The sequence below is a fragment of the Frigoribacterium sp. PvP121 genome (genome assembly GCF_017833115.1).
In the GTDB taxonomy this organism is placed as follows: Bacteria; Actinomycetota; Actinomycetes; order Actinomycetales; family Microbacteriaceae; genus Frigoribacterium; species Frigoribacterium endophyticum.
On record NZ_JAFIBR010000001.1, the window covers coordinates 2426108 to 2446576 of the forward strand.

At 73.7% G+C, this 20469-nt stretch carries 21 protein-coding genes; 13 read left to right on the plus strand and 8 right to left on the minus strand.

Annotated features, from left to right (window positions below; genetic code table 11):
• Positions 1–66: 66 nt before the first annotated feature.
• Positions 67–705, minus strand: coding sequence for a phosphoserine phosphatase SerB (serB, locus tag JOE43_RS11330; RefSeq protein WP_209517818.1), 639 nt, complete (start codon positions 703–705; stop codon positions 67–69).
• An 88-nt stretch (positions 706–793) separates the two neighbouring features.
• Complete coding sequence (locus JOE43_RS11335) at positions 794–2035, minus strand: glucose-1-phosphate adenylyltransferase (RefSeq protein WP_209517821.1); 1242 nt, start codon at positions 2033–2035, stop codon at positions 794–796.
• Positions 2036–2082: 47 nt separating this feature from the next.
• Between JOE43_RS11335 and glgA the strand changes: the two genes are divergently transcribed.
• The 3 genes from glgA (at position 2083) to JOE43_RS11350 (ending at position 4431) form a co-directional block, all read left to right on the plus strand.
• The gene (glgA, locus tag JOE43_RS11340) at positions 2083–3267 is read left to right on the plus strand and encodes a glycogen synthase (RefSeq protein ID WP_209517823.1); all 1185 of its coding nucleotides are present in this window, start codon (positions 2083–2085) and stop codon (positions 3265–3267) included.
• A 10-nt stretch (positions 3268–3277) separates the two neighbouring features.
• Positions 3278–4063 carry an ABC transporter ATP-binding protein gene (locus JOE43_RS11345; protein ID WP_209517825.1) on the plus strand — a complete coding sequence of 262 codons (786 nt, stop codon included), beginning with the start codon at positions 3278–3280 and terminating at the stop codon, positions 4061–4063.
• 119 nt (positions 4064–4182) lie between these two features.
• The gene (locus JOE43_RS11350; RefSeq protein WP_043594989.1) at positions 4183–4431 is read left to right on the plus strand and encodes a type B 50S ribosomal protein L31; all 249 of its coding nucleotides are present in this window, start codon (positions 4183–4185) and stop codon (positions 4429–4431) included.
• Positions 4432–4555: 124 nt separating this feature from the next.
• On the opposite strand, the gene JOE43_RS11355 is transcribed toward JOE43_RS11350, so the two are convergent.
• Together JOE43_RS11355 and treS are read right to left on the minus strand one after the other, a co-directional pair.
• Positions 4556–5353, minus strand: coding sequence for a 3'-5' exonuclease (locus JOE43_RS11355; protein WP_209517827.1), 798 nt, complete (start codon positions 5351–5353; stop codon positions 4556–4558).
• A gap of 9 nt (positions 5354–5362) precedes the next feature.
• Positions 5363–7102: a maltose alpha-D-glucosyltransferase gene (gene treS, locus JOE43_RS11360; RefSeq protein WP_056054884.1), complete on the minus strand. Its 1740-nt coding sequence runs from the start codon at positions 7100–7102 to the stop codon at positions 5363–5365.
• A gap of 81 nt (positions 7103–7183) precedes the next feature.
• Here treS and JOE43_RS11365 point away from each other — a divergent pair, with 81 nt between their 5' ends.
• The 3 genes from JOE43_RS11365 to JOE43_RS11375 are packed head-to-tail and all read left to right on the plus strand — an operon-like array spanning position 7184 to position 9587.
• Positions 7184–8089, plus strand: coding sequence for an alpha/beta hydrolase (locus JOE43_RS11365; protein ID WP_307803336.1), 906 nt, complete (start codon positions 7184–7186; stop codon positions 8087–8089).
• Positions 8086–9153, plus strand: coding sequence for a glycosyltransferase family 1 protein (locus JOE43_RS11370; RefSeq protein ID WP_209517829.1), 1068 nt, complete (start codon positions 8086–8088; stop codon positions 9151–9153). The genes JOE43_RS11365 and JOE43_RS11370 overlap by 4 nt, the downstream gene beginning before the upstream one ends.
• 53 nt (positions 9154–9206) lie before the next feature.
• Positions 9207–9587: a hypothetical protein gene (locus JOE43_RS11375; RefSeq protein WP_209517831.1), complete on the plus strand. Its 381-nt coding sequence runs from the start codon at positions 9207–9209 to the stop codon at positions 9585–9587.
• A gap of 79 nt (positions 9588–9666) precedes the next feature.
• Here the strand turns inward: JOE43_RS11375 and JOE43_RS11380 are convergent, their stop codons facing one another.
• Positions 9667–10308 carry a histidine phosphatase family protein gene (locus tag JOE43_RS11380; protein ID WP_209517833.1) on the minus strand — a complete coding sequence of 214 codons (642 nt, stop codon included), beginning with the start codon at positions 10306–10308 and terminating at the stop codon, positions 9667–9669.
• A gap of 25 nt (positions 10309–10333) precedes the next feature.
• Positions 10334–11173, minus strand: coding sequence for a Sir2 family NAD-dependent protein deacetylase (locus JOE43_RS11385; RefSeq protein WP_209517835.1), 840 nt, complete (start codon positions 11171–11173; stop codon positions 10334–10336).
• A 99-nt stretch (positions 11174–11272) separates the two neighbouring features.
• Between JOE43_RS11385 and JOE43_RS11390 the strand changes: the two genes are divergently transcribed.
• Both JOE43_RS11390 and JOE43_RS11395 read left to right on the plus strand, forming a co-directional pair.
• Positions 11273–12109: an RNA methyltransferase gene (locus JOE43_RS11390; RefSeq protein ID WP_209517837.1), complete on the plus strand. Its 837-nt coding sequence runs from the start codon at positions 11273–11275 to the stop codon at positions 12107–12109.
• On the plus strand, positions 12106–13347 hold the full coding sequence (locus tag JOE43_RS11395; protein ID WP_209517839.1) for a D-alanyl-D-alanine carboxypeptidase family protein: 1242 nt from the start codon (positions 12106–12108) through the stop codon (positions 13345–13347). Before JOE43_RS11390 ends, JOE43_RS11395 begins: the two co-directional genes overlap by 4 nt.
• Here the strand turns inward: JOE43_RS11395 and JOE43_RS11400 are convergent.
• Positions 13344–14132 (minus strand): SGNH/GDSL hydrolase family protein, encoded by a 789-nt coding sequence (locus JOE43_RS11400; protein ID WP_209517841.1) that lies wholly within the window; start codon positions 14130–14132, stop codon positions 13344–13346. The two genes, JOE43_RS11395 and JOE43_RS11400, sit on opposite strands and share 4 nt — an antisense overlap.
• Before the next feature lie 140 nt (positions 14133–14272).
• Here JOE43_RS11400 and JOE43_RS11405 point away from each other — a divergent pair, with 140 nt between their 5' ends.
• The 5 genes from JOE43_RS11405 to JOE43_RS11425 all read left to right on the plus strand — a co-directional run bounded on the left by JOE43_RS11405 (position 14273) and on the right by JOE43_RS11425 (position 19910).
• A complete protein-coding gene (locus JOE43_RS11405; RefSeq protein WP_209519194.1) occupies positions 14273–15412 on the plus strand; it encodes an acyl-CoA dehydrogenase family protein in 1140 nt (379 codons plus the stop codon).
• A gap of 98 nt (positions 15413–15510) precedes the next feature.
• On the plus strand, positions 15511–16881 hold the full coding sequence (dinB, locus tag JOE43_RS11410) for a DNA polymerase IV (protein ID WP_209517843.1): 1371 nt from the start codon (positions 15511–15513) through the stop codon (positions 16879–16881).
• A 77-nt stretch (positions 16882–16958) separates the two neighbouring features.
• Entirely contained in the window at positions 16959–18749 is a 1791-nt protein-coding gene (locus JOE43_RS11415; protein WP_209519195.1) for a DEAD/DEAH box helicase, read from the plus strand.
• Between the two features lie 44 nt (positions 18750–18793).
• On the plus strand, positions 18794–19630 hold the full coding sequence (locus JOE43_RS11420) for an MSMEG_6728 family protein (protein ID WP_307803337.1): 837 nt from the start codon (positions 18794–18796) through the stop codon (positions 19628–19630).
• A 25-nt stretch (positions 19631–19655) separates the two neighbouring features.
• Positions 19656–19910 carry a hypothetical protein gene (locus JOE43_RS11425; RefSeq protein ID WP_209517846.1) on the plus strand — a complete coding sequence of 85 codons (255 nt, stop codon included), beginning with the start codon at positions 19656–19658 and terminating at the stop codon, positions 19908–19910.
• Here JOE43_RS11425 and JOE43_RS11430 read toward each other — a convergent pair.
• The gene (locus tag JOE43_RS11430; protein ID WP_209517848.1) at positions 19859–20416 is read right to left on the minus strand and encodes a hypothetical protein; all 558 of its coding nucleotides are present in this window, start codon (positions 20414–20416) and stop codon (positions 19859–19861) included. The genes JOE43_RS11425 and JOE43_RS11430 overlap by 52 nt on opposite strands.
• Between the last annotated feature and the right edge of the window lie 53 nt (positions 20417–20469).

Here is a 20469-nt window from a genome sequence, read left to right on the forward strand (position 1 = left end):
GCCCGACCCGCGCCTGAGACGGCGGGCGCTCGACCCGCCGTGGACCGGGCGTCGCGGCGAGGCCGGTCAGCCGCGGAGCCCCATCAAGGGCAGGAGCTCCGCCAGGTCGCACCGGGCGACGACGAGGTCGGCCTGCTCGCGGACGCGGGGCTTCGCGTTGAAGGCCACGGAGAGCGCGGCGGCCCGCATCATCAGCAGGTCGTTCGCCCCGTCACCGACCGCGACCGTGTGCTCGAGGCCCACCCGCGACTCCTCGGCCCACTCGCGGAGCGCGGCGGCCTTGCCCTCGGCGTCGACGACCGGGCCGCTGACGCGGCCGGTCAGCACGCCTCCGACGACCTCGAGGCGATTCGCCCGCCAGTGGTCGAGGCCGAGGCGCTCGGCGACCGGGTCGAGGACCTCGTGGAACCCTCCCGAGACGACGCCGATCACGCTGCCGTGCGCGTGCAGGCCCGCGATGAGCTCCTCCGCGCCCTCCGTGACGCGGACCTGGGAGACCGCGTCGGCGAAGACGCCCTCCGACAGGCCGGCGAGGGTGGCGACGCGGGCCGTGAGGCTCTCGGCGAAGTCGAGCTCGCCGGCCATCGCCCTCTCGGTGATGTGGGAGACCTCGGCGTGCGACCCCGCGGCGTCGGCCAGGAGCTCGATCACCTCGTTCTCGATGAGCGTGGAGTCGACGTCGAGGACGGTGAGGAAGCGCGGCACGCCCCCACCATAGTGAGGGCGGGCCGCCCGCCGCGGACCAGCAGGTCACACGGCGTAGCGGCCCGCCCCCACGGAACGGCCTCGGGGCCTACTGGTCGACGCGGACGCCCTTGCCGACGACGGTGATGCCGGAGGGCGTCACCGTGAAGCCCCTGGCCCGGTCGGCCTCGGCGTCGACGCCGACGGAGGCGCCGGCGGAGATGACGACGTCCTTGTCGAGGATCGCGCGCTCGATGACGGCGCCCGGCCCGATGTGGGCCCGCTCGAAGACGATCGAGTCGACGACGCGCGAGCCCGAGTCGAGCGTGCACCAGGGGCCGAGCACGCTGCGCTCGACGTGGGCGCCCGAGAGCAGCGACCCCAGGGAGACCACCGAGTCGATGGTCGTGCCGAGGTTGCCGTGCGCGTCCCGGACGAACTTCGCGGGCGGCGAGTTGAGCTGCTGGCTGAAGATCGGCCAGTCGGTGTTGTACAGGTTGAAGATCGGCAGCGCCGAGATCAGGTCGCGGTGCGCGTCGTAGAACGAGTCGATCGTCCCGACGTCGCGCCAGTAGTAGCGGTCGCGCTCGGTGGCCCCGGGGACCTCGTTGCGGTTGAGGTCGTAGACGGCCGCGTCGCCCCGCGAGACGAAGTCGGGCACGATGTCGCCGCCCATGTCGTGGTTCGAGTCGGGCTTCTCGCCGTCGCGGAGCACGGCGTCGATGAGCACGTCGGCGTCGAAGACGTAGTTGCCCATGGACGCGAGGATCTCGTCGGGGGAGTCGGGCAACCCCGTCGCGTCGGTCGGCTTCTCGAGGAACCGGCCGATGCGCGTCGGGTCGTCGCCGTCGACCTCGATGACGCCGAACTGGTCGGCGAGCGAGATCGGCTGGCGGATCGCCGCGACCGTGACGCCGGCGCCCGAGGCGACGTGCGCCTCGATCATCTGCGAGAAGTCCATCCGGTAGACGTGGTCGGCGCCGACCACGACGACGATGTCGGGCTTCTCGTCGCGGAGGAGGTTGAGGCTCTGCAGGATGGCGTCGGCGCTGCCGGCGAACCAGCGCTTGCCGAGCCGCTGCTGCGCCGGCACGGACGCGACGTACGCGCCGAGCAGACCCTCGATCGACCACGTCTGCGAGACGTGGCGGTCGAGGCTGTGCGACTTGTACTGCGTGAGCACGACGATCTGGCGCAGCCCCGAGTTGATCAGGTTGCTGAGCGCGAAGTCGATGAGGCGGTAGTTGCCACCGAACGGGACGGCCGGCTTGGCGCGGTCCGCGGTCAGGGGCATCAGGCGCTTGCCTTCGCCACCAGCGAGCACGATGCCGAAGATCTTCTTTGATGCCATGGGGCCAGGATGGCACGATTCAGCGCCGCGCGACTACGGTGATCAGCGTGCGAGTCGATGTCATCACCAAGGAATACCCGCCCAACGTCTACGGAGGGGCGGGAGTCCACGTCTCGGAGCTCGTGAAGGCGCTCCGGTCGTCGATCGACGTGCAGGTGCGCGCGTTCGGGTCCGTCGACGCCGAGCCCGGCACCACCGGCTACCCCGACCTGGCCGAGCTGGCCGACGCCAACGGCGCCCTGCGCACCCTCGGCACCGACGTGCGCATCGCGCAGGACGTCGGCGGGGCCGACGTCGTCCACAGCCACACCTGGTACGCGAACGCCGCGGGCCAGCTGGCCCAGATGCTGCACGACGTCCCCCACGTGCTCACGGCCCACAGCCTCGAGCCGCTCCGCCCCTGGAAGGCCGAGCAGCTGGGCGGCGGCTACCGTGTGTCGAGCTGGATCGAGCGCCAGGCGTACGAGACCGCCGACGCCGTCATCGCCGTCAGCGAGGGCATGCGCCGCGACATCCTCCGGTCGTACCCGGGCATCGACGAGCAGAAGGTCAGCGTCGTCTACAACGGCATCGACCTCGACGGCTGGCAGCGCGTCGACGACGCCGAGGTGGTGCGTGGGCTGGGCATCGACCCCGACCGCCCCGCGGTGGTCTTCGTCGGCCGCATCACGCGGCAGAAGGGCCTGCCGTACCTGCTGCGCGCCGCGAAGCTGCTGCCGCCTGAGGTGCAACTCGTGCTCTGCGCCGGGGCGCCCGACACCCCGGAGATCATGGCGGAGGTCACCGCCCTCGTCCGGGAGCTCCAGGAGGAGCGCAGCGGCGTCGTCTGGATCGAGCGCGTCCTGCCGCGTCACGAGCTGAGCGCCGTGCTCTCGGCCGCCACGACCTTCGTCTGCCCCTCGGTCTACGAGCCGCTGGGCATCGTCAACCTCGAGGCCATGGCGTGCGGCGTGCCGGTCGTGGGCTCCGACACCGGCGGGATCCCCGAGGTCGTCGCCGACGGCCTCACCGGGCGCATCGTGCCGCTCGAGCAGGTGCAGGACGGCACCGGCACCCCCCTCGACCCCGAGCGCTTCGTCCGCGACCTCGCCGGGGTGCTGACGGAGGTCGTGGGCGACCCCGGCCTCGCCCGCCTGATGGGCCGCGCCGGCCGTATGCGCGCCGAGGCGGAGTTCAGCTGGGGCCGGATCGCCGAGCGCACGCTCGGCGTGTACGAGGGGCTGCGTCGCTAGGCTGATGAGCATGTCGACCGTGTTGCAGCTCACCGATGTGTCCGTGGTCCGTGGAGGCTCTCCCGTCGTCGACGGCGTGAGCTGGACGGTCCAGTCCGACGAGCGGTGGGTCGTCCTGGGGCCCAACGGCGCCGGCAAGACGAGCCTCCTGCAGGTCGCCGCCGCGCAGAGCCACCCGTCGTCCGGCACCGCGGAGGTGCTCGGCTCCGACCTGGGGTCGGTCGACCTCTTCGACCTCCGCCCCCGCATCGGCTTCGCGTCGACCACGGTCGCGCGCCGCATCCCGGCGAAGGAGAAGGTCGTGGACGTCGTGCTGACCGCGGCCTACTCGGTCACCGGCCGCTGGAACGAGGAGTACGAGACCGTCGACGTCCGCCGCGCGCACCGCGTGCTGGAGGAGTGGAACCTCGACCACCTCGCCGACCGCACCTTCGGCGAGCTCAGCGACGGCGAGCAGAAGCGGGTGCAGATCGCGCGCTCGGTCATGACCGACCCCGAGCTGCTCCTGCTCGACGAGCCCGCGGCCAGCCTCGACCTCGGCGCCCGTGAGGAGCTCCTCGGCATGCTCTCCGGCTACGCGTCCTCCGACGACTCGCCCGCCATCGTCATGGTGACCCACCACGTGGAGGAGATCCCGCGTGGCTTCACGCACGCGCTCCTCCTCGACCGCGGCCACGTGGTCGCCGCCGGGCCCCTCGACGAGGTCGTCACGGCCGAGACCCTCGGGGCCGTCTTCGGCCTCGACCTGACGGTCTCGTCGGCGGACGGCCGGTACGCGGCGCGCGCTGCCGGCTGACCCGCGCCTCCTGCGATCCGGGCCGCCCGTCTGGTATCGTTGACAGCTGGTCCGGGGCTTTCGTCGCGCCGGGTCCCCCCGACTCACACCACCACTCATCCGCTAGACCTAGGACTCTCATGAAGACCGACATCCACCCCGAGTACAAGCAGATCGTCTTCCGCGACCTCGCATCGGGCGCCACGTTCCTCACGCGCTCCACGACGACGAGCGACAAGACCATCGAGCTCGACGGTGAGACCTACCCGGTCATCGACGTCGAGATCTCGTCCGAGTCGCACCCGTTCTACACGGGCAAGCAGCGCATCCTCGACTCGGCCGGCCGCGTCGAGAAGTTCAACTCGCGCTACAAGAACTTCGGCAAGTAAGCAGCAGCTCGCAGCCGACAGAGGCGGTCCACTCCGGTGGGCCGCCTCTTCTGCGTCCGTCGACGGGGCGGGGCCACGGAGAGACCTGGGGGAGTCGCGGGTCGGCTGCCCGGGGAAGACCGGCTCAGAGGCCGGGCAGCGACCGGTGCGGCCACTCGCCCGACGCGGTGAAGGACGGGTCCTTCGTGCGGCGCATGTACTCCTGGAAGCTCGCGGCCTGGGTGCCGCACCAGCCGACCTGGAGGTCGTGCAGCTCCGTCGACGGGACGTCGAGACGGTCGGGGAACTTCTGGGCCATGGCCTGGGCCACCCGGCCCGCCGCGATCGCATCGGCGCCCGCGTCGTGGGCATCGTCGAGCACGACGCCGTAGACGCCCGCGGCGGCCTCGAGCGTGCGCTTGCCCTTGCGGTAGGTGTCGACGGCCTTGTCGATGACGAGGGGGTCGACGACGCAGCCGATCTCGCCGACGTCGCCGAGCGGCTCGAGGCCGTGCCGCCGGGCCTCACGGTCGAGCAGGGTCAGGTCGTAGGGGGCGTTGTAGACGACCAGGGGCACGCCGCGGGCGAACACGGCGCGGAGCGCGGCGATGATCTCGGCCACGACCTCGGCCGCCGGTCGCCCCTCGAGCCGGGCACGCTCGGTCGAGATGCCGTGCACCGCGCTCGCCTGCTCGGGGATCTCGATGCCGGGGTCGGCGAGCCACTCGCCGTGGGCGATGCTCGTGCCCTCGGCATCGATGAGCCCCACGTGCGCCGTGACGATGCGCGCCGTCTCGACGTCGATGCCCGTCGTCTCGAGGTCGAAGACGCCGAGCGCCTTCCACCACGACGACGGGACGGGCCCCGGCTCGACGAGCCCGGCCGCCGCGGAGGCGGCCGGGGCGTTCTCGGTGGCGGACGACGCCTGGTCGGTGCTGCTCACGCCCCGAGCCTAGGAGGCGCCACCGACAGCCGGGCGCGTCACCACGGGCACGTCGCCGATGTGCAGCCAGAAGAACGCCTGGGTGCCGAGCGTCAGCGTGACGCGGCCCTCCTCGTCGAACGACGGGAACTGCGCTCCGCCGAAGAGGTCGGTCAGCGTGCGCCCCGCGAACTCCGGCGCCGTCACCGTGACGGAGACGGGGTTGTGAGCGAACGAGAACACGCAGAGCACGTCCTCCGGCAGGTCGCCGACCTGCGAGCCGCTGCCCTCGTAGCTGCGCACGAAGGAGAGCACCGACTCGTGGTCGGACTCGACGACCTGCATGGTGCCGAGGCCGAAGGTGGGGTGGGCCTTCCGCACGTGGATGACGTTCCGCACCCAGTGCAGCAGCGACCGCGACTGCGCGAGCTGCGACTCGACGTTGACGAGGTTGTAGTTGTAGACGAGCGACTGGACCACGGGCAGGAAGAGCTTGCCCGGGTCGGCCGTCGAGAACCCGGCGTTGCGGTCGGGCGTCCACTGCATCGGGGTGCGCGACGAGTCACGGTCGGGCAGCCAGATGTTGTCGCCCATCCCGATCTCGTCGCCGTAGTAGAGGAAGGGGCTGCCGGGCAGGGCGAAGAGCAGGGCGTGGACGAGCTCGAGCTCGGCGCGGCTGTTGTCGAGCAGGGGCGCGAGGCGACGGCGGATGCCGATGTTGGAGCGCATCCGCGGGTCGTAGGCGTACCAGCCGTACATCGCCTGCCGGTACTCCTCGCTGACCATCTCGAGCGTGAGCTCGTCGTGGTTGCGGAGGAAGACAGCCCAGGCCGCCCCCGGCGGCACCTCGGTCGTCTCGGAGAGGATGCGGGTGAGCTCCTGCGCGTGCTGCGCGCGCAGCGAGTAGAAGATGCGGGGCATGACGGGGAAGTCGAAGGCCATGTGGCACTCGGGCTCCTCCTCCGTGCCGAAGAACGCGGCGGTCTCGGCGGGCCACTGGTTGGCCTCGGCGATGAGCACGCGCCCCGGGAACTCGTCGTCGACCATGCGACGCAGCCGCTTGATGAAGTCGTGGGTGGCCGGCTCGCCCTCGCCGTTGCCCTCCTCGGTCTCGAAGAGGTACGGGATGGCGTCGAGGCGCAGGCCGTCGACGCCGAGCGAGAGCCAGTGGCGGACGACGTCGAAGACGGCCTCCTGCACGGCGGGGTTCTCGAAGTTCAGGTCGGGCTGGTGCGAGAAGAAGCGGTGGAAGAAGAACTGGCGCCGCACCGGGTCGAAGGTCCAGTTGGACTCCTCCGTGTCGACGAAGATGACGCGGATGTTCTTGTACTCCTCGTCGGTGTCGCGCCAGACGTAGAAGTCGCCGTACGGGCCGTCCGGGTCCTCGCGCGACTGCTGGAACCACTCGTGGGCGTCCGAGGTGTGGTTGAGCACCATGTCGATCACGATGCGCATGTTGCGCTCGTGGGCCTTCGTCACGAGGTCGCGGAACTCGTCGAGCGTGCCGAACTCGGGCAGGATCGCCTTGTAGTCCTGGATGTCGTAGCCGCCGTCACGGAGCGGCGACTGGAAGAACGGCGGCAGCCAGAGCGCGTCCACCCCCAGCCACTGCAGGTAGTCGAGGCGCGAGAGCAGCCCCTGGAGGTCGCCGGCGCCGTCGCCGTTGCTGTCGACGAACGACCTCACCATGACCTCGTAGAACACCGCACGGCGGTGCCACTGGGGGTCGAGGGTCAGTCCGGGCTGCTGGATCGGGGCAGTGAAGCTCACCCGGCCAACTCTAGGACGCACGGGGCCCCGGCGCGCACCCTCTCCCGCGCGTCGGCACCCGCGCCTCCGTAGACTCGGCGGGTGATCGTCCGAGAGCCCCGCGTCGTCTCGCCCTACCGGGCCCTGCTCGCCGCCGTCCCCGTCCGCGAGGACGTCGTCCGCGTGGCCGGCAGCGAGACGCACGTCTGGACGTACGAGCCCCCGGGCGGCGAGGAGGCGCGGGTCACCGTCGTCGCCGTCCACGGCTTCCGCGGAGACCACCACGGCCTCGAGCCGGTCGTGGCGCACCTCACGGGCGTGCGGGTCGTCATGCCCGACCTGCCCGGCTTCGGCGAGTCGACGCCGCTCGACGGCGAGCACAGCGTCGCCGCCTACGCGGCGTGGCTGACGGAGCTCGTGGCGGCGCTCGGGCTGGGGCCGGACGTCGTCGTGCTGGGGCACTCGTTCGGCTCGATCGTGGCGTCGGCCGCCGTGGCCGGCGGGCTCCGCGCCTCCCGTCTCGTCCTGGTCAACCCGATCGCGGCGCCCGCGCTCTCCGGGCCCCGAGGGGTCCTGACGCAGCTGGCCGTCGCGTACTACAAGGCCGGCGCGGCCCTGCCCGAGGCCGCGGGCCAGGCGGTGCTGCGGAACGCCGGGGTCGTCCGCATCACGAGCCTGGCGATGGTCAAGACCCACGACCGTGAGCTGCGCCGCTGGATCCACGACCAGCACGACTCGTACTTCTCGCGCTTCGCCGACCGCCGCGTCGTGCTCGACGCCTTCCGCGCCTCCGTCTCGAGCGACGTCAGCACGTACGCCGCCGACGTCGCGGTGCCGACCCTCCTCGTCGCCGCCGACCGCGACGACATCACGGCCCTGCCGGCGCAGCACGTGCTCCAGGGGCTCTTCCCCGACGCGCGGCTCGTCGTGATCGAGGGCGTGGGGCACCTGATCCACTACGAGAAGCCCCGTGAGGCGGCTGCCGCGATCGAGGAGTTCCTCGCGTGAGGCTCGTCGTCGACTGCCGGTACGTGCGGGTGGGGCGCCACGACGGCATCAGCCGCTTCACCGCGGGCGTCGTCGGCGCCCTGGCGGAGCGGCACCCGCTGACCATGCTCGTCAGCGACCCGCGGCAGCTCGAGTCGCTGCCCGACCAGCCGCACCTCCTGGTCAGCGACCCGACGAGCGTGCGGGAGCCCTTCGTGGCCCGCCAGGTGGACCGGCTGCGGCCCGACGTGGTCTGGTCGCCGATGCAGACGATGGGCTCGTGGGGCCGTCGCTACCGCCTCGTGCTCACGCTGCACGACCTCATCTACTACACGAACCGGACGCCGCCGCCGGAGTTCGCCCTGCCGATCCGCCTGCTCTGGCGGCTGTACCACCTCGCGTGGTGGCCGCAGCGGCTGCTGCTCGACCGGGCCGACGCGGTCGTGACCGTCAGCGAGACGACGTCGGCGGAGATCGCCAGGCACCGCCTCACGCGCCGCCCCGTCACGGTCGTGACGAACGCCGCCGACCCGGTCGACGACGCTCCGGAGCGGAGCCGCCCGGCGGGCCGCGAGCTCGTCTACATGGGCTCGTTCATGCCCTACAAGGACGTCGCGACGCTGGTGCGCGCCCTGCCCCTGCTCGACGGGGCGCGGCTCCACCTCATGAGCCGGGTCTCCGACCGCGAGCGAGCCGCGCTCAGCGCGCTCGCCCCCGCCGGCTCGCTCGTCTTCCACGACGGGGCGAGCGACGAGGAGTACCGGGAGGTGCTGCTCTCGGCCACGGCGGTCGTCACGGCGTCCCGGGCCGAGGGCTTCGGCATCCCCCTCGTCGAGGGCATGGCCCTCGGCACGCCCGCGGTGGTGAGCGACATCCCGATCTTCCGCGAGATCGGCGGCGACGCGGCGCTCTTCTTCGACGTGGGGTCGCCCTCCTCCGTGGCGGCGGCCGTCCGGCGCCTCGAGGGCGAGTGGGAGGCACGGTCGGCGGCGTCGCGCCGCCAGGCCGCCCGGTTCAGCTGGCGCCGCTCGGCCGACGTGCTGCTCGACCTGCTCGAGCGCGTGGCCGGGCCGTCGGGCCGCTGAGCTCCGTCGCACGACGGATGTCGCGCGGCCGTGGCCGCTCGTAGCATCGGTGCATGACCGCGACCCCGACCGACCTCGGAGCCCGCACCGAGCAGCTCTTCCGCCTCCTCGCCGACGACGACACTGCCGCCGTCCGGTCGTTCATGACGCCCGGCACGGCCCGGGCCCTGACCCCCGCCCGGCTCGACGGCGTGTGGAAGCAGGTCGTGGCCACGAGCGGCCCGCTCCGTGGGCTCCGCGACACGACGGCCACGACGCGTGACGGCCGGAACGCCCTCGCCCGCCTGCTGGGGTCGCTGTCGACCGGCACGGTCGTGCAGACGACGCTCGTCCACGATGCGGGGGAGTGGACGGGCCGCGCCGCCTTCGACGGTCAGGGCCGCGTCACGGGCCTGCTGATCGTCGAGCCGGGCAGCACCGACCTGCCCTTCTGACGGCGACGCCCCGGGGGCCGGGGGCCGCGTGTCGGGCATCGGCGTCGGGGGCCGCTCGTCGGGCGTCGGGCGTCGGCGGTCAGGCCTCGTCGGTCGGTCGCTCGAGCGCGTTCTGGTACTCGAACGCGTAGCGCCCCGCCCGCTCCGACTCGTCCTCGACCGGGTCGTCGAACGTCTGCAGCTCGAGGCCGCCGTCCACGAGCTCGAACGAGTGGATCGACCCGTTGCGGATGGGCACGCCGAGGTTCGCCGGGTCGTCGCCCGAGACGTGGTTGACGACCGCCCTGATGACCGCGCCGTGCGTCGCGACGACCACCGCGCCTCCCCGGCCCCGCCCCGCGGCCTCGCCGAGGGCGGGGAGCACACGCGCGAGCAGCTCACGACGGCTCTCCCTCCCGGGCACGCGCGTGCCGGCGGGGAACCTCTCCTCGACCTCGGAGCCGGTCAGCCCCTCGGCCTCGCCGTAGCGTCGCTCCGCGAGGCCCGCGAGGTGCTCGGGGGCGGCCAGCCCGAGACGCCCGGCGATGATCGCCCCGGTCTCGGCGGCGCGGCTCAGGGGGCTCGCGACGACGACCGAGACGGTGCGGCGCGAGAGCAGGTCGCCCGCCTCGGCGGCCTGGCGGCGGCCGAGGTCGTTGAGGGGGATGTCGGTGGCGCCCTGGATGCGCCGGGCGCGGTTCCAGTCCGTCTCGCCGTGGCGGACGAGGTAGAGCAGCGTCATGGTGGCCTCCGGATCGGCGCCCGCGTCAGGAGAGGCGTCGCGCCAGGGCCGTCAGAGTCTCCGACGTGCCCGCGTCGATCTTAACCGTGGCCCGGGGGTCGCCCTTCGTGACCCCGCGGTTCACCACGACGACCGGCATCTTGCGGCGGGTCGCCTGGTCGAGCAGCCGGATGCCCGAGTTGACGACGAGGGACGACCCGGCGATGAGGAGCGCGTCGGCGCCGACGACGAGCGAGCGCGCCTCGGCGAAGCGCTCGACCGGCACGAACTCGCCGAAGAAGACGACGTCGGGCTTGAGCATCCCCCCGCACACGGTGCACTCCGGCACGACGAAGGCGTCGATGTCGGCGACCTCGACGTCGCCGTCGGGCGCCAGGCGGACGCTCTCCGGCTCGTCGAGCCAGGGGTTCGCCGCCGAGAGGCGCGCGGCGACCACGTCACGGGCGAACGACTGGCCGCAGGTGAGGCAGACGACCCGGTCGACGGTGCCGTGCAGGTCGACCACGCGACGGGAGCCCGCGCGCTCGTGCAGGGCGTCGACGTTCTGCGTCACGACGCCGTTCGTGACGCCGGCCGCCTCGAGCTGCGCGAGGGCGCGGTGGCCCTCGTTCGGCGTCGCCGCGCGGAACGACCGCCAGCCGAGGTGGCTGCCGGCCCAGTAGCGCTTGCGGTAGCGCTCGCCCGAGAGGAACTGCTGGAAGGTCATCGGGTTGCGCACCGGGGCGCCCTCGCCCCGGTAGTCGGGGATGCCGGAGTCGGTGCTCACGCCGGCGCCCGTGAGCACGGCGACCGTGCGCCCCGCGAGGAGGGCGACCGCCTCGTCGAGGGCGGCCGCGTCGAGTGACGGGGGCGTGGCGTTCGACACGGGCGGTGCTCCTTCGGGTGCGTGACGTTAGCCTAGACGTCGTCTCTGCCCCTCCCGTCCTCGTCGGTCGACCGACCGGGCGCCGCCCCCTGGAGCGCCGTGCGCATCACCCGCATCACCGACCTCGACCACGACGCCCTCGCCGACTACGCGAGGCTCACCGACGTCGCGCTCCGCCGCGTCACCGAGCCCGAGGGCGGCCTCTACATCGCCGAGTCGTCGAAGGTGATCGAGCGCGCGCTGCGCGCCGGGCACGTGCCGCGGTCGGTGCTGATGACCGAGCGCTGGCTCGCCGACATCGAGCCGCTCGTCGCCGACCACGACGGCGAGATCTTCGTGGGCGACGCGGCGCTGCTCGAGACCCTGACCGGCTACCACCTGCACCGGGGCGCGCTGGCGGCCATGCACCGGCCTGAGCTGCCGTCGGTCGAGTCGGTCATCGAGGGCGCCCGTCGGGTGGTCGTGCTCGAGGACATCGTCGACCACACGAACGTGGGCGCGATCTTCCGGGCCGTCGCCGGGCTCGGGGCGGACGCCGTCCTCGTCACGCCGCGCTGCGCCGACCCGCTCTACCGCCGGAGCGTCCGAGTGAGCATGGGGACGGTGCTGCAGGTGCCCTGGACGCGCCTGCCCGACTGGCCCGCGGGCGCGGACGTGCTCCGCGCCTCCGGCTTCGAGGTCGCGGCCCTGGCCCTCTCCGACGACGCCGTCGCGCTCGACGACTACGCCGCGGCGCCGCCGGAGCGGGTGGCGCTCGTGCTCGGCACGGAGGGCGACGGGCTCAGCCCGGCCGCCCTGCGCGCCGCCGACCGCGTGGTCACCATCCCCATGCTGCACGGGGTCGACAGTCTCAACGTCGCCGCCGCCAGCGCGGTGGCGCTCTGGGCCCTGCGCGTGCCGGCCCCCGCCTCCGCCGCCGGGGCGGACGCCGCGTGAGCCGCGGCGCCCGACCGGCGCGACGCCGCCGACACGGCGTCCGGGCCGTGGTCGCGGGCGCCCTCGTGGTCGTGCTGGCCGCTCTCGTCTACGTGCCCGTCGTCCTGCTCGCCCCCCTGGCCCCCGCGACGGCCGCGGCGGCGGAGTGGACGGCGCCCGCCCAGCCGGGGGCCCAGCTCGCGTTCCCGGGCTACGGCGCGACCGCCGTGCAGGCCGTCGGCTGGGACGAGAGCCTGACGACGAGCGGATCGACCACGCCGCTGCCGATCGCGAGCATCAGCAAGGTCGTCACCGCCCTGGTCGTGCTCGACGCCCGGCCGCTCGACGGGGGAGACGGGCCGACCCTGACCCTGGACGCCGACGACGTGGCCCTGTACGAGGCCTACCGCTCGCAGGACGGCAAGGTGGCGCCGATGGCCCTCGGCCAGCAGCTGACCGAGAAGCAGGTGCTGCAGGTGTCGCTGATCGAGTCGGCCAACAACTACGCCGACGCGCTCGCCCGGTGGGCGTTCGGCGACACGGCCGGCTTCGTCGCGGCCGCGACCGCCTGGCTGGCCGACAACGGCCTCTCCTCCACCACCCTCGTCGAGCCCACCGGCATGTCGCCGTCGAACACGAGCACGGCGACCGACCTCGTGCGGCTCGGCGAGATCGCGCTGGCCGACCCGGACGTCGCGGCGATGGTGGCGACCCCGACGACGACCGTGCCGGGCATCGGCGTCATCGAGAACTCGAACGAGCTGCTCGGGCTGGACGGGGTCGTCGGCATCAAGACCGGCACCCTCGACGAGGCCGGTGCCTGCCTCCTCTTCGCCGCGGACTACACGATCGCGGGGGAGCCGGTCACGGTCGTCGGGGTCATGCTCGGCGGCGTCGACCACGACTCGCTCGACGCCGACGTGCAGAGGCTGCTCACGAGCGTCTCCGGGGCCTTCCAGACCGTCACGGCGACGACGGCCGGCGACGTCTGGGCGTCGTACGAGCTGCCGTGGGGAGCGGGCACCGAGGCCGTCGCGGCGTCGGACGCCAGCCGGCTCGTCTGGGGCGACGTCACGGTGACGGCCTCGATCGAGACCGAGTCGGTGACGACGGGGGCGGTGGGCGACCGAGTGGGCCGGGTGCGCTTCGAGATCGGCGACGAGGAGGTCGACGTGCCGCTGGTGCTCGACCGCGCCCTCGCCGAGCCGGACGCGTGGTGGCGGCTGACCCACCCCGACGAGGTGCTGGCGTCGAGCTAGGGCTCGTCGCGGTACAGCACCGACGCGGCCTCGGGCCGCTTGGGCTGCACGCCGTCGCCGGACGACTGGTGGCGGATGCGCCGGACGACCCACGGCACGAGGTACTCCCGTGCCCAGCGGCGGTCCTCCGTCCGCGCCTGCCGCCACGGCCGGGGCGGCAGCGGCTCGGTGCGCCAGGGCTCGAGGTCGTTCTCGACGGCGAGGGCCTGCAGCACCGCGCGGGCGATGGTGTGGTGCCCGAGCGGGCTGAAGTGGAGACGGTCGGGCGCCCACATGCGGGGGTCGCCGAGCTCACGGAGGGCCCACATGTCCGCCACGACCGCGTCGTGCCGGAGGGCGATGGCGTGCACGTGCTCGTTGTAGATCGCGACCTTGCCCCGCAGGCGTCCGAGCACGGGCGTGAGCCCGATGTCAGGGCCCGTGAAGACGACGACCGTGGCGCCCTGCGACCCCAGCGTCTCGACGAGGCCCTCGAACCCCGCGGCGACGGCGTCCGGGTCGGTGCCGGGGCGGATGATGTCGTTGCCCCCCGCCGACACCGAGATCAGGTCGGGCCGGAGGGCGAGGGCGGCCTCGGCCTGCTCGTCGATGATCTGCCGCAGCAGGCGCCCGCGCACCGCGAGGTTGGCGTAGGCGAAGTCCTCGGTCGACGCCCCGAGCACCTCGGCGACGCGGTCGGCCCAGCCCCGGTGGCCACCCGGCGAGCGTTCCTCCGGGTCGCCGATGCCCTCCGTGAACGAGTCGCCGATCGCCACGTAGCGCGACCAGGGGTGCTGCTGTGTCATGGCCTCCACGTTACCGCTCGCACCGCGGCGGGCCGAGGGGCTGCCGCGCGGGGCCGGGCGTGGCTAGCCTCGACCCCGTGACCCCCACCAGCCCGCCGCCCCCGACCGCCCCGAGCCCCGCGGAGACGAGCCCGGAGGAGATGCTGCCGGACGACCTCCTCGAGCGCTTCCGGGCCCGCGCCGCCGGTCACGACCGCGAGGGCACGTTCCCCCACGACGACCTCGCCGAGCTGCGCGAGCGCGGGTACCTCCGGGTGTTCGTGCCCCCGGAGCGAGGAGGCGCGGGCTGGGGACTCGAACGCGTCGCCGCCGCGCAGTCCCGCCTCGCCGCCGCGGCCCCGGCGACCGCGCTGGCGGTGGGCATGCACCTCGTCTGGACGGGCTGCGCCGCCGTGCTCGCGGCCCGCGGCGACCGCTCGCTCGATCTCGTGATCGACGACGCGGCCCGGGGCGAGGTCTTCGCATTCGGCGTCAGCGAGCCGGGCAACGACGCCGTGCTCTTCGACTCGCTCACCCGGGCCGAGCCGACGGGCGACGGCGGCTGGCGCTTCACCGGCGTGAAGTCGTCCACCTCGCTCTCTCCCGTCTGGACGCGCCTCGGCGTGTTCGGCCGCGACGACACGGACCCCGAGGCCCCCCTGCTCGTGCACGGCTTCGTCCGGCGCGACCAGCCCGGCCACTCGTCGCTGGAGGACTGGGACACGATCGGCATGCGGGCGACGCAGAGCCACAGCACCCGGCTCGAGGGCGTCGAGGTGCCCGCCGAGCGGGTGGTGCGCGTGCTGCCCGTCGGGCCGAGCGGCGACCCCCTGGTCTTCGCGATCTTCGCCGTCTTCGAGACCCTCGTCGCCGCCGTGTACCGCGGCGTCGCCCGCCGGGCCGTCCAGCTCGCGGTCGAGAGCGCGACCGCCGGGCGCTCGCACCGGGCCGGCGGCGCTCCGCGCGCCCACGACCCGCTGGTCCGCTGGCGCGTGGCCGAGGCGGCCGTGCTGCTCCAGGGCATCGAGCCCCAGGTCGACGCGGTGGCCCGCGACGTCGACGGGCTCGTCGACCACGGGGCCGCCTGGTCGGCGATCGTCGTCGGCCTCAAGACCCGCGTCACCGAGACCGCCCGGGCCGTCGTGGACCAGGCGGTCGCGGTCGCGGGCGGGGCGTCGTTCCGCTCGTCGAGCGAGCTGGGGCGGCTGCAGCGCGACGTGCTGGCCGGGCGGTTCCACCCGTCGAGCACGGACTCGGCCCACGCGACGGTCGCGACCTGGCTCCTCGGCCCCGACCGCTGACGACGCGCCCGCGGGGGCGGGCGGTCGTCGCCGACCGTCGACCGCGGGGGAGGCGCCCGCCGCCCGACGCTGTCGGTGGTGCGTGTGAAGATGCTCGGGTGAGCAAACAGGACGGCAGCGGGCGGCTCGTCACCACCGTCCCCACCGACGACGTGTCGGCCCCCATCCTGCACGTCGACATGGACGCCTTCTTCGCCTCCGTCGAGCTGCTCGACCGGCCGGAGCTCCGGGGCCTGCCGGTCGTGATCGGCCAGAGGTCCGACCGCTCGGTCGTCACGGCCGCCACCTACGAGGCCCGCAAGTTCGGGGTCAACTCGGCGATGCCCATGGCGATCGCGCTGCGCCGGTGCCCCCAGGCCGTCGTGCTCGAGCCGCACTTCGAGAAGTACCGGTACTGGTCGCGACGGGTGATGTCGATGTTCGACGACGTCACGCCGCGGGTCGAGCGGCTGGGCATCGACGAGGCCTTCCTCGACGTCTCCGGTGCCGTCCGGCTGATGGGGTCGCCGTTCGCCATCGGCACCGAGCTCCGGCGCCGCGTGCACGCCGAGACGGGGCTGCACTGCAGCGTCGGCGCCGCCTCCACCAAGTTCGTCGCCAAGCTCGCCTCCAGCGTGGCGAAGCCCGACGGCATCCTCGTGGTGCCGCACGACCAGACCGTCGCCTTCCTGCACCCCCGGCCGATCAGCGCCCTCTGGGGCGTCGGCGGCAAGACGGAGGAGGTGCTCGGCAACCTCGGGCTCCGCACCGTCGGCGACGTCGCCACCGCGTCCCTCGACACGCTCGTCCGCGCCGTCGGGCCCGCCGCCGGCGCCAAGCTCCAGGACCTCGCCTGGGGCCGTGACCCGCGGGTGGTCACCACCGGCACGGAGGAGAAGAGCGTCGGGCACGAGGTGACGTTCTCCACCGACGTCGTCGACCCCGAGGTGATCCGCCGCGAGCTGCTCCGGCTCAGCGACCGGGTCGGGTCGCGCCTCCGCGACGCCGGGCTGAGCGGCCGCACCGTGGTGCTCAAGCTCCGCACGTCCGACTTCACGACCATCACCCGGTCGCGCACGCTGGCCGACCCGACCGACCTCGGTCGCCGCATCTACGACGAGGTGCGCTCGGTCTACGAGGCCACGGGCAAGCAGCACGAGCGCATCCGCCTGGTCGGCGTCCGCGTCGAGCAGCTCGGCGCCGGGGGAGGTGGCGGATCGCTCGCCCTGTGGGACGACGACGCAGGCTGGCGCGAGGCCGAGTCGACGATGGACGCCCTCCGGGCCAAGTTCGGCTCGACGATGCTCACCCCGGCCTCCCTGCTCGGCGCGCGGCGACGCGACGGGCTCTCCGGGCCCGACACGGGTGCCGACGCGCGGGCCCCGCGACGCGGCACCCCGTCCGGCGACGGCCGCGACGCGCCCGGCGCCGCGGCCCGCGGGTCCCGTCGGCCCGCCGCCCGGCCCGACCACCCCGGCCACGGCGAGTAAGATCGGGTGGAGTGAGCACAGCTAGCGCAACCGACCCGGCCGGGGGTGACGACACCGGCCAGCACGACGAGCTCGACCTGGGCGAGGTCGGCGCGACCGCCGGCAACTCGGCCGCCGAGCACCTCTCGCCGGCCTTCCCCGAGCGGGCTGCCTGGGGCACGGCCAGCAAGCTCCGTGCCTGGCAGGCCGAGGCCCTCGAGCAGTACTTCGCCACGTCGCCCCGTGACTTCCTCGCCGCGGCCACGCCCGGCGCCGGCAAGACGACCTTCGCCCTGCGGCTCGCCACCGAGCTGCTCTCGCGTGGCGAGATCGACCGGGTCGTCGTCGTCGCGCCCACCGAGCACCTCAAGCGGCAGTGGGCCGACGCGGCCGACCGGGTGAACCTCCGCCTCGACCCGATGTTCAAGAACGCCGACGTCACGTTCGGTCGGCACTACCACGGCGTCGCCGTCACCTACGCGCAGGTGGGCATGAACCCCCAGGTGCACGCCGCGATGACGGCGGCGGGCCGCACGCTCGTCATCCTCGACGAGGTCCACCACGGCGGCGACGCACTCAGCTGGGGCGACGGCATCCGCGAGGCCTACGGCCGGGCGACCCGCCGCCTGTCGCTGACGGGGACGCCCTTCCGCTCCGACACCGCCCCCATCCCGTTCGTGACGTACGCCCCCGACGAACACGGCATCCGCACGTCGAAGTCCGACTACGCGTACGGCTACGGCCGTGCCCTGGCCGACGGGGTGGTGCGGCCGGTGCTCTTCATGGCCTACGCGGGCCAGATGCGCTGGCGCACCCGGATGGGCGACGAGATGAGCGCCTCCCTCGGCGAGGCCGTCACGAAGGACATCACGGCGCAGGCCTGGCGCACGGCCCTCTCGCCCCAGGGCGACTGGATCCCGGCCGTCCTGTCGGCCGCCGACAAGCGCCTCACCGAGGTGCGTCGAGGCGTCCCCGACGCGGGCGGCCTCGTGATCGCGACCGACCACACCGCCGCTCGGCAGTACGCCGCGGTGCTGCAGAAGCTCACCGGCGAGCGGCCCACCGTGGTGCTCTCCGACGAGAAGGCGGCCTCCGACCGCATCCAGGCGTTCTCGGACGGCGATGCTCGCTGGATGGTCGCGGTGCGCATGGTGTCCGAGGGCGTCGACGTCCCCCGGCTGGCGGTCGGGGTCTACGCCACCAGCGCCTCCACCCCCCTCTTCTTCGCCCAGGTCGTCGGCCGGTTCGTCCGGGCCCGGCGGCGGGGCGAGACGGCGTCGATCTTCCTGCCCAGCGTGCCCAGCCTCATGGCCCTCGCCGGGCAGCTCGAGCTCGAGCGCGACCACGCGCTCGACCGGCCCGAGACCGCGGACGACGGCATCTTCGCGCCCGAGGACGACATGATGTCGGCCGCGAACCGCGAGGAGAAGGCCTCGAGCCTGCTCGAGCAGCAGCCCTTCGAGGCGCTCGACTCGCAGGCCTCGTTCGACCGCGTGCTCTACGACGGCGGCGAGTTCGGCACCGGCGGCGAGATCGGCAGCCTGGAGGAGCTCGACTTCATCGGGATCCCCGGGCTGCTCGAGCCCGACGAGGTGCGCGCGCTGCTGCGGCAGCGCCAGGCGAAGCAGGCGAAGCGCTCGGCCAAGAACGGCATGCCCACGACGGCTCCGGTCGAGGAGGCCCGGCCGATGTACCAGACGATCAAGGAGCAGCGGCAGGAGCTCAGCCGCCTCGTCTCGATCTGGTCGCGGCACTCCTCCGAGCCGCACGGCCTCATCCACGCCGACCTGCGCCGGATCAGCGGCGGGCCCGCGGTCGCGCAGGCCAGCACGGAGCAGATCCAGAAGCGCATCGACGTGCTGCGCGGGCGGATCGGCAACCGCAAGTAGCCCCACCCGGCCGTGCCCGCCGGGGCGCGCCTAGCGTGGGGCGGGTGCAGACGTTCCTCCCCTGGCCCGATCCCGTCGAGACCGCCAGGAGCCTCGACCAGGCGCGGCTGGGCAAGCAGCGGGTCGAGGCTCTGCAGGTGCTCCGGGCCGTCACCCTGCCCGGCTACGGCTGGCAGAGCCACCCGGCCATCGCCATGTGGCGCGGCCACCTGGCCGCGCTGACGTCGTACTCCCTCGCCGTCACCGACGAGTGGCTCGCCCAGGGCCACGCCGACACCGTCCGGCCGCAGATCGCGGAGTTCGCCCCCGAGGTCGACGGAGTCCCTTTCGCGTCGCTCGAGCTGCCGCCGTGGCTCGGCGACGAGGCCGTGCACCGCAGCCACCGCTCCAAGCTCGTCCAGAAGCAGCCCGACTGGTACCGGTCGCGGTTCCCCGACGTGCCCGACGACCTCGACTACGTCTGGCCCCCCGCCGACCCCGCGGCGCCCCTGCCCTCCGACGAGCCGGCGCTGACGGCCGAGCACCGAGCCTGGGTCGTCAGGCCGCTCACCGCCCGGCAGCACGACGACTGGGTCGACGCCGGGGTCGTGACCCTCGCGGAGTCGTCGCCCCGCGGGAAGGTCGGCGCCGTCTGGCAGGCCCAGGTCGAGCGCTTCACGACCCTGCCCGAGGGCACGGAGCTGCTCGTGCCGGACCGCGCGCAGCGGACGTTCCGACGCGGTCACGTCGTGGGGGAGGTCGTCTCGGCCCTGGACGACGACCGGGCGCCCGTGCTCCTGCGCCGGGTCGCCTTCGACGGCTCCTCGCTCAGCCGGTCCGAGCTGCCCCGACCCGCCCTCGCGCAGGACCCGCGGTCGCTCTTCCCGATCGCGCTCGCCTGACGGGCCGCGTCGGTAGCATCGGAGGATGCTCGACCGCGCCGACGACGACCGCCTGCTCGTCCGTGCCTCGCCGGAGGCGCCTCCCGAGGCCGTCGTCGAGCGGTTCGGCGGAGGCTGGCGCCTGACCCGGTGGTCGGTCGACCCGGGCGGCGACGAGTCGTTGGGGGTCTACACGGCCGCGGAGCTCGCCGAGGCGGCGTGGTGGCGGCACCTCGACCGCGACCGGGGTCAGCGGACCGCCACGCGCTCCGAGGCCGCACGGCGCCTCGGCGACGCCTGACCCACGGGCGCCACGGCCGCGACCTCCGCACCGGCGGCAGCCGCCCCCGTCGCCGCCGCCGCGGGCGCCCCCACCGCGGCCGTGTCGCACGCCCCGACGTCGACGAGCACGTCGACTCCGTCGTCGGTGCAGGTCGCGACCGCCCGCACGCCGCACAGGCGGTCGTCGAGGCACCGGAGCAGAGCGTCACGCCAGGCGGTGTCGGAGGCGCGGACGGCGCGGCTCCCGGTCCGCTCGACGACGAAGACGACCCGCGACGCGCCGAACTCGCGGGCGACGGCCTCGACGGCGTCCGCCCACCGGCCCACTGCCTCGGCGACGGGGCGGAGCGGGATGCCCTCCAGGGGCACGACCACCGGGAGCGGGACGTCGGCGGCGTCGAGGAAGAGGGTCCAGAGCTGGCGCCGGATGGCCACCGGGAAGAAGTGCGAGAGCAGCCGGTGGAGGTCGGGCGTCGTCTCGAGGGGCCGGTGGAGGTCGAGGGCGGGGCTGGCGGTGTCGGTCATGGGCACAGCCTCGCGGGGGAGCACGTCAGCTCCGCCGTTCTCCCCATCTCGAC